This window comes from Sediminibacterium soli (genome assembly GCF_009939225.1).
In the GTDB taxonomy this organism is placed as follows: Bacteria; Bacteroidota; Bacteroidia; order Chitinophagales; family Chitinophagaceae; genus Sediminibacterium; species Sediminibacterium soli.
Genome location: NZ_JAACJR010000008.1, coordinates 324,102 through 335,663, shown reverse-complemented (window position 1 = coordinate 335,663; position 11,562 = coordinate 324,102). Strand labels below are relative to the sequence as shown.

11 protein-coding genes are annotated in these 11,562 nt (G+C 38.0%); 1 reads left to right on the top strand and 10 read right to left on the bottom strand.

Going from position 1 to position 11,562, the window contains the following annotated elements:
- Positions 1-4 precede the first annotated feature (4 nt).
- The 8 genes from GWC94_RS08685 to GWC94_RS08650 all read right to left on the bottom strand — a co-directional run bounded on the left by GWC94_RS08685 (position 5) and on the right by GWC94_RS08650 (position 9,442).
- Positions 5-898, bottom strand: coding sequence for a hypothetical protein (locus tag GWC94_RS08685; protein WP_161834648.1), 894 nt, complete (start codon positions 896-898; stop codon positions 5-7).
- Positions 895-2,499 carry an AAA family ATPase gene (locus tag GWC94_RS08680; RefSeq protein WP_161834647.1) on the bottom strand — a complete coding sequence of 535 codons (1,605 nt, stop codon included), beginning with the start codon at positions 2,497-2,499 and terminating at the stop codon, positions 895-897. The genes GWC94_RS08685 and GWC94_RS08680 overlap by 4 nt, the downstream gene beginning before the upstream one ends.
- Positions 2,496-4,250 (bottom strand): restriction endonuclease subunit S, encoded by a 1,755-nt coding sequence (locus tag GWC94_RS08675; protein WP_161834646.1) that lies wholly within the window; start codon positions 4,248-4,250, stop codon positions 2,496-2,498. Before GWC94_RS08675 ends, GWC94_RS08680 begins: the two co-directional genes overlap by 4 nt.
- A gap of 75 nt (positions 4,251-4,325) precedes the next feature.
- Entirely contained in the window at positions 4,326-4,520 is a 195-nt protein-coding gene (locus tag GWC94_RS08670; protein ID WP_202628675.1) for a helix-turn-helix domain-containing protein, read from the bottom strand.
- Between the two features lie 82 nt (positions 4,521-4,602).
- Complete coding sequence (mobC, locus tag GWC94_RS08665; RefSeq protein ID WP_161834645.1) at positions 4,603-6,600, bottom strand: conjugal transfer protein MobC; 1,998 nt, start codon at positions 6,598-6,600, stop codon at positions 4,603-4,605.
- Between the two features lie 11 nt (positions 6,601-6,611).
- Entirely contained in the window at positions 6,612-7,925 is a 1,314-nt protein-coding gene (locus GWC94_RS08660) for a relaxase/mobilization nuclease domain-containing protein (RefSeq protein WP_161834644.1), read from the bottom strand.
- A complete protein-coding gene (locus tag GWC94_RS08655) occupies positions 7,913-8,302 on the bottom strand; it encodes a plasmid mobilization protein (RefSeq protein ID WP_161834643.1) in 390 nt (129 codons plus the stop codon). The genes GWC94_RS08660 and GWC94_RS08655 overlap by 13 nt, the downstream gene beginning before the upstream one ends.
- Before the next feature lie 237 nt (positions 8,303-8,539).
- Positions 8,540-9,442, bottom strand: a complete 903-nt coding sequence (locus GWC94_RS08650; protein WP_161834642.1) for a toprim domain-containing protein — start codon at positions 9,440-9,442, stop codon at positions 8,540-8,542.
- A 156-nt stretch (positions 9,443-9,598) separates the two neighbouring features.
- Here GWC94_RS08650 and GWC94_RS08645 point away from each other — a divergent pair, with 156 nt between their 5' ends.
- A complete protein-coding gene (locus tag GWC94_RS08645; RefSeq protein ID WP_161834641.1) occupies positions 9,599-9,889 on the top strand; it encodes a hypothetical protein in 291 nt (96 codons plus the stop codon).
- 95 nt (positions 9,890-9,984) lie between these two features.
- On the opposite strand, the gene GWC94_RS08640 is transcribed toward GWC94_RS08645, so the two are convergent.
- Both GWC94_RS08640 and GWC94_RS08635 read right to left on the bottom strand, forming a co-directional pair.
- Positions 9,985-10,638 carry a HEPN domain-containing protein gene (locus GWC94_RS08640; RefSeq protein WP_161834640.1) on the bottom strand — a complete coding sequence of 218 codons (654 nt, stop codon included), beginning with the start codon at positions 10,636-10,638 and terminating at the stop codon, positions 9,985-9,987.
- A gap of 286 nt (positions 10,639-10,924) precedes the next feature.
- On the bottom strand, positions 10,925-11,371 hold the full coding sequence (locus GWC94_RS08635) for a hypothetical protein (protein ID WP_161834639.1): 447 nt from the start codon (positions 11,369-11,371) through the stop codon (positions 10,925-10,927).
- Between the last annotated feature and the right edge of the window lie 191 nt (positions 11,372-11,562).

Genomic DNA, 11,562 nt, shown 5'->3' with positions numbered 1-11,562 from the left:
GCTTTTAAATTAAACTTGATCTAACGAACCGTTTTAACCAGTTATACCCATTCAGTTCTGAATGAACCATTATACAGGCTTTAGAAACGGCCAAGTAAGACCTGTCTGGGTTACCAACGTATTCTTTTAATCTAGAAAAGCAATGGTTTAACATAAGCCGTTTTGCAGCCTCATTTGGGGCTTCGTCTATAGTCTTTTTTCCATTCTTTATTTCTTTCTCACAATCATCCCATGCAATTTTCCTTTCCCTATTCAGTTGTTCAAGGTCAAGGTGATAGTAGAATATAGAATGCATCACTCGTAAATCTTCGTATGCATTCTCTCCCGCACTCATTACCTCACCATTTCCATCAAACGTTAAAAGCCCAACTTCGCCTTGCTGCGTTGGGTCTAATAATATTGGAATTTCGCAAGACACGTTTTCTTCATCATTAGCAATTCGACCGCCATTTGTCAAGTCTAAAGGAAAGTAGTTGCCCTTACCCTTTACGCCATTTTTTGGGTTAAGTCTATCAGTTCTTCTAATGTTTGATAAATTTCCAGTTAATCTGAAGTTATCCCAATCATATGCCTTCCACCAGTATCCATTTGCTTTCGTAACTACTAGTTTAGATTTAGGGTTCTTTAAATCGGTTGAGTAAACGGCCCTGTTTTTTGGACGAAAGTGATCTACATTAAAGTCATTATTACCAATTGGCCCTTCAGAATACCAGCATTTGTTGTTGGATAGTGCCATCATTGCCGGTTGAAATTCATTCCAGTCTGGATTATTATTTATGTAGGTCTTCCTTTGTTTAGGAGTCATATTGCGCATTGCATCTAGATGAGCTTGCCGCTTGGCTGCCCATCCAATATTATCGGAAGTTTCCTGCAATTTATTTATATCAATAAATCTCATTTTTGTGACTCTTCTTTTAGCATTTCTTCTAATACTTCTTTTGCAATTTTGTCTAACTCCTCTTCTTCTTCTTTTGAATAGTTTCTATTTACAAACGCGTCTTTTTCACTAGTTAACTGTAAATAACGATTGTAACGGGAGTCCACGGTATCATCGTTAAATCCAATTCGGTCAAAATAGTTCTTTAATCTTTCAAATACTTTTTGCTCGTCATTACTCAAATCTCCATGCACTAATTTGGCTTGAAGATGCCTTTTTTCATTCAGCAAGTCCTCAAGTTTTTTGCTCATCAGTGAAGGAATGCCAAACAATTCACTTGTCAGTATTTTAGAAACACTCATTTCCCTAGGACTGATAAAAGGGTTAAATGCTTCCGTTTTTCCATTCTCTTTATTCCGTTTAAATATCTGAACCTGGTTTTTTTTCAGGTTCCCAATTACTAGCGGATCATGAGAGCAAAATATTATTTGAGTAGTTTCTGGCCTTTTTACAATCTTATCCAAATAGTCCAAATACTTCCATTTCCACAAAGGATTTAAATGGGTGTCAGGTTCATCCAGAAGTATGAGTGTTTCATCATCTTTTGTAAATTTTAAAAGACCGAGTACTGTAAGCAACTGCTTTTCCCCTTCACTAAGCTCATTCATAGAAAGCCCGCCTTTTACATCCTCTTTTTCAACTTTAATTTTGACATCATATAAAAGATCAGATAAGTGAATACTTTCTAAGGCATTAAACAATTGAATTTTATTTTTATATTTTATATCTACAATATCTTGTAGCACTTGTTTATTGTTTAAATAGAGATAAAGATGATTTTGAGTTTCTGATTTCTTGTAATTTGTCTGTATCCTTTCTTCAACATAAATAGGGGCTACCGCAAATCTGATTAGATCATTAATAAACCTCTCTACTAATCCTTGTGCTCCCCAAAGTTGGTTCACGTTCTTTTTAGGTCTTGCCCAAGTGGGCTTTTTAATAACAAATAAGGCTGAACCAAAATCACTTATTTTCAATTCTTCCTTTAAAAATTGGAGCGTCTCCTGTTCATTTGAGGCATCGTCAAATTTCATAAAGAATGCAATCAATGCAAAACTTGCGTGAATATTCTGTACCAGGAAAATGCGTCTTATACTATCAAACTCCTCATAGGTAGCGTTATCCTTTTTAATATCATTGTAATAAGCTTTTTCATGATCTGAATAGAGGTCTTTAACCCTATCGCTTATTCCTGAATAATATATAAATACATGTTTAGGAAGGTATTCTTCCTTTTTTGAAAAAAAAGAAGATTTATTTTTTAACTTCTCTCCGTCAATAACGAAAGTATATCCGCTCTTAGTTGAAAACTCAACTTCAATATCTTTATTTCTGCATTCGTATTTAATATAGTACTCTAAAGGTTCTTTCGATTTTGGTAATTGGGGAGGCCTTTCTAAATCCAAATCTCTAAAAATCACCACTAATGCCTCCATGAAATTGGATTTGCCAGTAGCATTTAATCCTATCAATACAGTTTCCATTGATTTTTCATCAATGTCAATCTTGAAATCTTCAAGGTTCTTAAATTTACTTTTTATATGTACTTTGTCAATTCTCATTTCTTTAAAGATAAAAGTGATTCGGTATCTGTTTTTACTTCCTTTATTTTTGAGAGTATCTCTTTTAGTTCTTCGTAGAATTCTTCGATATTGTCTTTGTGCTTTGATTGCTGCCAAAGATCTTTCGCCAGAATAGCTCCCTCCGTACTCGCTAATATTTCAAGAACAGACAGATCGCTTTTTCTTTGCCTTTTGATATTTTTTGGTTTCAATTTATTTTCCTCCTTTTTATCTTGCAAGTATTGTTTTTTTTCTGTTCGAATCTTCTGTAATAAAACGCTTACCGGTTCATCGCTTGAATCATTCTCTACAAGATCCCCTTCGAATGCTTTTCTTAGTATTGAAGATTTAAATATTTCAATCTTTTGCAATCCCCTATTTATGGCTTTTTCCAGGTTATCGACTAGAGTAATCCTTGAGTCAAGTTCTTGGGTAATTAAATCTTGCTCCTCTAAAGTGCAAATAGGAATAGGATAATTAATGAGCTTCTCGCCATTAATATTAGATTGATTGACACCATTTGTTTTAATGCTATTGCCATATTTCTTTGCAAATGGGCTGTTTAAATAATAGTTTATATACTTCGCTCTAATTATCGTTTTAATATGATTGATGCGAATTAAGTACCCTGCAAAAATTGCATTTTGTTCTCCATTGTAAACAGCAGATTTACCAACTAACTCGGGGCTATTTGTTCTATTAAATAGAACATCTTCTTTATGCAATTGATATTTCGCTATTTCGCTGGTACTATTTGTAAAAACTAGGTCACCCCAATCAAAAATACCGTTCTGAATATTACCCATCCTCAAGACTGGCACCTTTCCTGTTTTTACGGATTTAGCCGATGATCCATATTCAACACCCAGAGTGATTTCGTTCAATTTTATCCACTTCCATTGGGATTGCGGTAATTTTGGAAATGACACCAATTGTGATTCTGAAAATGGCTCAACTGATTTTATAATCGGTGGTTTGATTGGTTTTTTCCCCTTTTTACCTCCTTTGATATACGCCTTTAATTTTTTGTCCCAACTTTCAATTTTACTTGCATATTCTTCTTCCTTTTTCTTCTTGATCCATTTGTATATTTGATATTGAGACTTATTTTCTTTTCTCCAGGATTGTGTAAACTTACCTTCGAATGCATTTTTAAAAGATGCTTGCTTATACACTTCTAACTGCTTATATGCTTTTTTTAAGGTTGTGACGCCATTATCTAATTCGCTAAATAATTCCTCTATTCTGGACACAATCCGGTATTGCTGTTCAAGGGGTGGCAAAGGAATTTTCTGTTCTAATATAATTTTGCTAGTTACTGCTGGGTAACTTGTTCCCTTTGCAAACTTATTAACTGAATCTATAAAGGACTGATTAAGGATGTAGTGAAAGATATATCTCGGATTTACCAAGAATGGTCTTATAATACAAAATCCTGATGAAGCGATAGCTCCGTTGGATTCTTGTGGAATTGTAGCAATATTTTTCAAATAGGGACGAATTGTAGCAAATAAGATATCATCTGTTTTTACAACTTGTTGTGCTCTCGAAGGTGCATTACCCCATGTATATACCTTGGCTTCCTTTAGTTTATAATTAACATTATCTACAGTTTCAATATCAATATATTTAAAATATTCTTGGGCGGGCTGATACTCCCTATTAACCCTTACAATAGGTAAAGTGATTTCTTCCAGAGAAACTAGCGCCCAACTTTCAGGCTTTTTATATTTAGCAATTTCTTCACTCATCTTAGTAACAATCTTTCTGTTTTTTCTGGGTATCTAGTGTGCTTTCCATTCTAAATTGCATTCTCATTTATATGATTATTTTTTGTTCGATACAATTAAATCTTTAACGTCAACATTCAGTATTTCTGCAATGATATTGAGTAATTCGAGGCTCGGCTGTCTGCGATTCTGCACGTAGGAGTTCACCATGTTATAACTCTTACAAAGTTTCTCAGCTAACCAGGTCTGTTTTATACCCTTTTCTTCCAGTACTTCTTTTATACGATTCATTATTACATTAATAACTATCGATAAAAATAGCCTTTTTATCCAAAAAACATCTCATTAATTGAGATATTTTCAGGGCATATGATCATGTCTTTTTTACAACCAGATGTGCAAGTCCTGGATTATTTAACATTCTCTCCATTTCCGACTGAATAATGTCCTGTACGTCCTGCTTAATTTGGAAGTAATTACGCTGTACCATGTTACTGTCCAGCTTACGGATAACCTCTATTTCTTTATAATTTTCTTCCTCTTTTTTCAGCGCCTCATGGTCATTGATAATCTCACAATGGAAGGCTTTCAGCTCTATCTTATTATCGGGATCGTCAGCGACCATTCCCACAAATTCACCGGAACTCAGTGCAGATATTTTTGATGGCGGTATAGCGGTTTCCAGTTGCTTTGAGCGGCTAATAGAGGTATCACCGCTATTGATAGAATAACTTTCTCTATCCTGCATGATTTTCCCGAAGCGTTCGGAAAGTTGCTTGGCTGTATCACCTGTAACTTGCCCGGCTACAATGTTGCCCGTGATATTCATAATTACATCTGCCTGCTCCCTGCCGTAATCTTTACGAAGCTGGCTGAAATCCTGAATACCTAAGCAAGTAGAAACCTTGTTGCTCCTTGCTGTGGCTATAAGGCTATCCATGTTGTTCAAATAGATAGTTGGGAACTCGTCAAAAACCAAACTGCTTTTCAATTTTCCTTTCTTATTGACCTGCTTTACAAGACGGGTTACATAAAGAGAAAGAACCGCTCCATAGATCTGTATCTTTTGCGGATTATTACCCATGCAAACCACTTTCGGGTCATCAGGATTATTCACATCGAGATTGAAGTCATTGCCCGATAAAACATAATACAATTGCGGTGAGGAAAGCCTTGCCATAGCCACTTTAGCAGATGCTATCTGTCCTTCTAATTGCTCCATCACATCATTCAGGTAGGCATTCAAAAACGGATTGATCAATACCTCACATTCTTTGGCAGCTTCGGTTCTGAACAATGTAAAAAGGCTGTCATAATCTGCCTGCATCAATTCTATGACGTGTGGCAACGTGCAAAATTCTCCGTCCTTATATTTCTTCAGATACCATATCACAGCCGTCAGGAAATTAATTGGCGATTCCACGAAAAAATCGCCCTGACGCTTTATCCACTCTCTATTTAATCCCATTAAAATGGTGCGGGCTGATTCCGCAGCATCAGTAATATCGGTCATGGCTGATGGCTCCAAAGGATTGCACCGATGGCTTCTTGTTAAGTCGTCAAAATTGATCACAAAAAATCGCGGAGGCTTGGCGTACCTGTGCTTGTTTTTCAACCAGGAATTGTAGGCAATCCTTGAAAGATCATCGAACTTAAAGTCGTACACAAACATGGTAAACCCCTTACGGATATGTTGGGTAATGACGTGCCTGATTACGAAATAGGATTTACCTGCACCGGGAGTACCTAATACCATTATCGCCCTGAAAGGGTTAATGATATTTATCCAGCTATTGCGAACCTTGTTTTTAAGGCGGTAGCGTGCCGGCAGGTTGATGGAAAATTCATTTTCCAGTAAACGTTCTTCCTGCGGAAACGTCTCGTTTTCCTTGTTAAAAATATCCTTGTTGTTGAACTTGCTTTTAATGATCCGGGAAAGCAATGTACCTCCAGAAAGTATCAGTAAAAAACCTATTGCGGTAATGCTTATATAAACAATTGTCTTCTCCTGTGCAGGCAATTGAAGCATCATGGAAAGATAGCTGGCAAAATAGAGCAACAGCCCAGTTATGAGATAGGCAAAAGCTGTTTTATAATTCAGTTTCTCATCCTTACGGCCTTTTGCTCCGAGCAGTGAAATCGCCAGGAAGCCTAAAGCAATCAGCTTACTTTTAACGAAGTAGCTGAATATACCTGTTCGGTAAATGTTGCCTAAAATACGGTCGCTGAAAGTGCTGCTCAACTCCCATTCCTGGAATGCAGCATAGCAATAATAATAAAAGTGGATTACTAAAATAACGATACTGATCAACCTGGTCATGTCCAGAATTTTCCTCAGCGCCTGTTCATTTTCACCTGTCTGTGCAGCCATTGTTTTAAGTTTTATTGGTTATTGGAAATGTTTTTTCTCTTTCTCTTTTTTCTGCCCTTTTTCTTTAGTTGTCCGGGTATATAATCAGCCGCCTGTTCGGGTTGTAAAAGGGAATCCAGCAGGTCGCCACCGGCTATTGTAACCGGGACCGTATTACTATTAGTGTCCTGGAGAGTAGGGGTAATGTCAGGCTTGGCAGCTTGTGCCGGCAGGGAGGTACTTCCGTTTTTTTGAACTGGCGGTGGTAGCAAGCCAGGTTTCACGGTTTCTTTGAAATCACATCTCTCTTGTATGGCTTTAGCACTGTATTGCTTGCCTAATGCACTTCCGTTGAAGACACTTTTGGTTTGGTGATCCACGTAGGTTATACCGTATATCAATCTGGCATCATTTTGACGTAGGGCAACGTGGATGCCCCTTCTTTCAAGTTGCTTTACCAGTTCGTCCAGCGTTGGCGTTTTACCAACAAACAACTTGTCTATCTCATTTTTTACACGGCTTTTAAAAGGCTGTCGTTTGGTATCATTCAGGGTATATTTTTCTTCCAGAAATTTCAGTGTGGGCTTATCGTAAAAGTCACTGGCTTTTATCGGTACGCCTACCGGCTTTCCATCCTCGTCCAATATGCGGTAAACCAATCCGCCACCCTGAAAAATCTTTGACTGTTCGCTGCCACGATCTGCCAGTACATTGTACTGTTTCAATACTGCATTCAGCTCCGGCAAACTTGTGTAATTATATTTGTATAGCACCGCATCGAGCACATTGGTGATAGCTCTTTTTGTTTCTGTACGCCCGTATTGCACCTTCTTTACGTCAATAGGTTTTAACCGGAATGCCTCCCTTCTTGCATGGGCATCGGCCACTACAAGCCCAAACATTTTTTCAATCTCTTTTCTTGCGGGTTCTGACTTGCGAATGCCGAGGTGATGCAGATCAATACGATTGCCGTTAGACTGGATATTAGTAGTGACTATATGGATATGAGGGTGCCCTGCGTCATGGTGCTGATAAACAAGATAGGGCTGTTCGCCAAAGCCTAATTTTTGCATATAGACATTGGCAATCTCCATCAACTTCTCCTTGCCCAGATGTGTTTCCGAAGGGTCAAAATTGAGGGAAATATGTACGCTGTTTCGTTTAACATTCTCTCTCAGTTCTATCCTTTTCAGCAGATAGCCCAGCTTAATTTTCAGGCTCATTTCATCTGCATTCAGCGGAAAATTTTCTGCTCCGATGCACTCTGCTACACCCTCTTTAACTTTGTTTTCATTGTAGTTGAAAATACGGTGCATAGAGTGGCCGGGCTTGATCACTGCAACCATATTTCCAGTATTTTTTTTACGTTTATCCTAACCTCATCTACCTTATTGCTAAGAATCTTTTTCTCCACTTCATAGGCTATCAACCAGCTTTTAAATTCAGCGATCTGGCTGAGTGTATGGAGCTTTTTAACGGCCTGATTGAAGTTGTTTCCTACTGCATTTAGCTCGCTGCGAAGTCGGGTAAGTTCTGCCATTAAGTCATCCTGTGAGCTGTTGCGGTAGGTCGTTACAACGGGTTTATCGAATAGGCTTCGACGTACATAATCGCTTAGCTTACGACAGGTAGAAGCCTTCCACTTCTTTTCAATTTTAGCATACTCATCGGGTGTCAGACGCAGCCCGACAATGCGGGTCCTGTTTGAATTTTGTTCTTTCATCACTAATCATTTTCACGTTTTCAAACTCATTTTCACCTTTTAGACGCCCTGCCCACGAGTTCCGAGTGATGGGCAGCCAGATCCGGTTGTTTAACAACCGTTCATCTGGCCGATTGCGGGAAAGTTGCAATCTTTCAGCTTTTAGAACCTCTTTCAGACATTCATAAGGCTCTAAAACATATAATAGGCTAAAGCACTTTAATGAAGCTAAAGCGGCTCTTATAGTTCTGTTATTACTTATTTCAACTTCTGTTTTTGATGTTTCCGTTGCGGCTTACCGAAATTCACTATCCAGTCGTTGAAGTCTTTGTGGTTTTGATACAGGCTGCTTTCGTCCTTGTATTTACTGCTCAGGGAAAGTGCATACCGGCTGCAATTTTGTCCGGTAGTATCTCGGTCCAGATAAAGCCTGATGGTATCATGTTTTTCCAAAAAAGGGCGTGCAGTTTCAAAGAAGGATACAGAGTTCAGCACTACAAAATCAAAGCGGTCTTCGGGTTCTTGTTGGTGGGTAGCCTTGAAGGAAAGGAAGTCAGTGAAGCCCTCAAAAACGATAACCTCACCGGCACTGTTATCAATGGTGGTGATGCCTTTGGGCGAGCTGCTGGCTTTGAAGTAAGGATTGCGTATTTCAAAGCCTCCCAGGTCATTTTTGAAGCCGATACCATAATAGACTTTTCCATTGAGTTCGTAACGAACCTCACGGCAATAGCGGTCAGCTATATCAACGGGTATGCGGCGTTGCTGCAAGTAGCGTAGAAGGGCGGTCGAGGAAAGTATGAAGTCTCCCAAAATCTTTATTTGGTTCTCAGGTTCAGATCTGGTAATAGACTGCTGAAGTGGGGGCTTTTGAAGGGAAAGATTACCGCTTAAATTCTGTAGAAATTCAGAAACGGTGCAGCCGTGATAAAGGATAGCGAAATCAACCAGGTTACCACCTTTACCGAGGCCATGATCATACCAGCGGTTCAGCTTTCGATTAACTTTGAAGGAAGGCGTTTTTTCATCCCGAAGTGGTGAAAAATACCAATAATCGTTGTTCCTGATTTTTGATGGTTCATAACCTAAGTCAGCAAGGAAATGAACAATGTCTATTTCTTTGGCTTCACTAACGGAAAGCCTTTTATTCCTGAAATTCATAATCACACATTTTCAAACACACATTCAGTTCTTCTATGCGAAGTTAAACAGGCGTTATCGCATTAACCTATCCTCATCATATTTTGATGAGGATGCAAAAACCTTTGTCATTTACTTTTGTGCAGTGAGTATTGTTTAAATTAAAACCGTGTGATTATGCTAACAACAAGTGATGTAGCCAAAGTGTATGATACTATTCTCAGTATCCCTGGCATGAGTGAAACAGTGAAGATTGACATGAGGATTTCCCGCAAAAATGTATTGTTATTGCACAGTGTCCTCAAACGTGGGCTGATGGCAAAAGACGATGATAAATCGTCTGCCTTACTGGAAAGCATTCCGCAGGAAGCGTTGCAGGAATTGCACGGAATTGCTGATGATTATCTTAGCAAATCAGGTCTTACAGAGCTTAGCGAGAAACTGAAAAATTTAGGAAGCTCTAAATGATTTAAAAGAGGCTAGTTATTTGATAGCCAGCCTCTTTTTCATGTGAATATTGTATGCTAAAGTGATGAGTGAATACAGAGGTAGCTATGTTATGGTCATCGTATTGACGATAAAATTTGCTTTCCAACCTCTGATGTTATCATGATTATTTGTTGAGCTTTTGCAGTTAATTGCAATAGCTCATCATTTCCTATTTGGTAGCCTTCTTTGTATCGTGGGTCTATGTAAGCCTTTTGCAAAAGAGAAAACAGACGCTTATCAGCCTCAGTCTGCTGAGGAAACACGTCAGGCAATTGATATGAAACCAAACCTGTATAGCGTATTAATCTATCAATACTGTGGGTATTGGAATGATAGCCAGTTCCAATTTTCAGAATTGTCCGTAATGATTGTTCAACAGATTGATGCAACATAAATGCTGCCATAGCATGTTGCTTTCTGATCCTGAATAACTCTGATCCGGCAAGGAACTCCTTTGATTTTCTCAACCCTTCAAGATGGAACATTTCGAGTGATTTAAGTTGTTCTTCGTTGTTTGTAGAAATGCGATCCGGAAGACAGAATTGTTCCGATTTGTAAATAATTGGTGCTATCTCCTGAACATTTGCGGCAAAAGGGTGGCCATTGGTTAACCATTCTTCAAAAGATGATTGTTGCAGGACAATAATGGTAACAGGCAACAACGTTTTGCAGTTATTTTCTAACTTATCTTGCCAATCGTGCGTCTCTTTGTTTCCGAGATCTTGCATTAGGATGAGTAGGAAACAACTGGAAATATGATGGGATGTCGGCGCAGATTGTTGAAAAATGCTTTCGGTTCTACGTCTGCTGATGGAAGCACCCAATAAGTATATAAGATCAGGGTTTGCTTCCCTAACAATAACATTAACCAAAGACTGCTGGACGGACAAGAACAAGTTGTGAAAGAGATGATAGATTGTAAAAGGCTTCATCGGTTATTTGGTATTTTAATGTAAGTGTAAATTGTCTTTATTCGATTACATCAATTTGACGTGTGCAATAAGAATTGGGATGTCATTTTTGAAGTTTTCTCCTGGGTTTCCTAAACCATTTTTTGAACCAGTATTTGTAATGTTTGTCACGCCAATTTGCATACTTGTCAACTAACTTGCTTTTTCCCTCCTTCGGAAATAACAATCCCAAAGCGTCCATTTCCTTAAAGATTTCGCGTATATCATCTTCGCTATAATGATGTTGTCCGTAGCCATGTTCTATAAAATAATTAATGAGATGTTCTTTTATTTTATCTCTTCCTTCTCTTTTCCAACTACCACATGATAAGTTGTCTGTAAAGTCACGTACAACATCCTCCGGTGTTACATCTAGTAGTTTACATAACAGAAGAAACTGATAGGGCAAGAAGTAACTAAATTGAGCATGGCGGTCATACTTACCAGTTTGCCACATTAGTTCTGGTTTTGGTTTTTTAGGTGCAGATTTTTTAGCTGAAGTTTTTCTCATGATGATTAATTTGAATAAGACTAAGTGCAATTATCTGTTAATCAGTATTTACCTAGGTCAATTAAAGCGAACAATAGTATAGAAAATCCTATTTAAAGTAAGGATAAACATTCCATATTTCCAAATATTAGTATGTTTTTTCGGCCCTTTTATATCTTTAACGCTCACATAAGTATAGAAAAGGCGAATAA

Bases quoted from the DNA above. Each gene is read 5' to 3' on its own strand.
- GWC94_RS08685 (WP_161834648.1), bottom strand. From the start codon at position 898: ATGAGATTTATTGATATAAATAAATTGCAGGAAACTTCCGATAATATT.
- GWC94_RS08680 (WP_161834647.1), bottom strand. From the start codon at position 2,499: ATGAGAATTGACAAAGTACATATAAAAAGTAAATTTAAGAACCTTGAA.
- GWC94_RS08675 (WP_161834646.1), bottom strand. From the start codon at position 4,250: ATGAGTGAAGAAATTGCTAAATATAAAAAGCCTGAAAGTTGGGCGCTA.
- GWC94_RS08670 (WP_202628675.1), bottom strand. From the start codon at position 4,520: ATGAATCGTATAAAAGAAGTACTGGAAGAAAAGGGTATAAAACAGACC.
- mobC (WP_161834645.1), bottom strand. From the start codon at position 6,600: ATGGCTGCACAGACAGGTGAAAATGAACAGGCGCTGAGGAAAATTCTG.
- GWC94_RS08660 (WP_161834644.1), bottom strand. From the start codon at position 7,925: ATGGTTGCAGTGATCAAGCCCGGCCACTCTATGCACCGTATTTTCAAC.
- GWC94_RS08655 (WP_161834643.1), bottom strand. From the start codon at position 8,302: ATGAAAGAACAAAATTCAAACAGGACCCGCATTGTCGGGCTGCGTCTG.
- GWC94_RS08650 (WP_161834642.1), bottom strand. From the start codon at position 9,442: ATGAATTTCAGGAATAAAAGGCTTTCCGTTAGTGAAGCCAAAGAAATA.
- GWC94_RS08645 (WP_161834641.1), top strand. From the start codon at position 9,599: ATGCTAACAACAAGTGATGTAGCCAAAGTGTATGATACTATTCTCAGT.
- GWC94_RS08640 (WP_161834640.1), bottom strand. From the start codon at position 10,638: ATGCAAGATCTCGGAAACAAAGAGACGCACGATTGGCAAGATAAGTTA.
- GWC94_RS08635 (WP_161834639.1), bottom strand. From the start codon at position 11,371: ATGAGAAAAACTTCAGCTAAAAAATCTGCACCTAAAAAACCAAAACCA.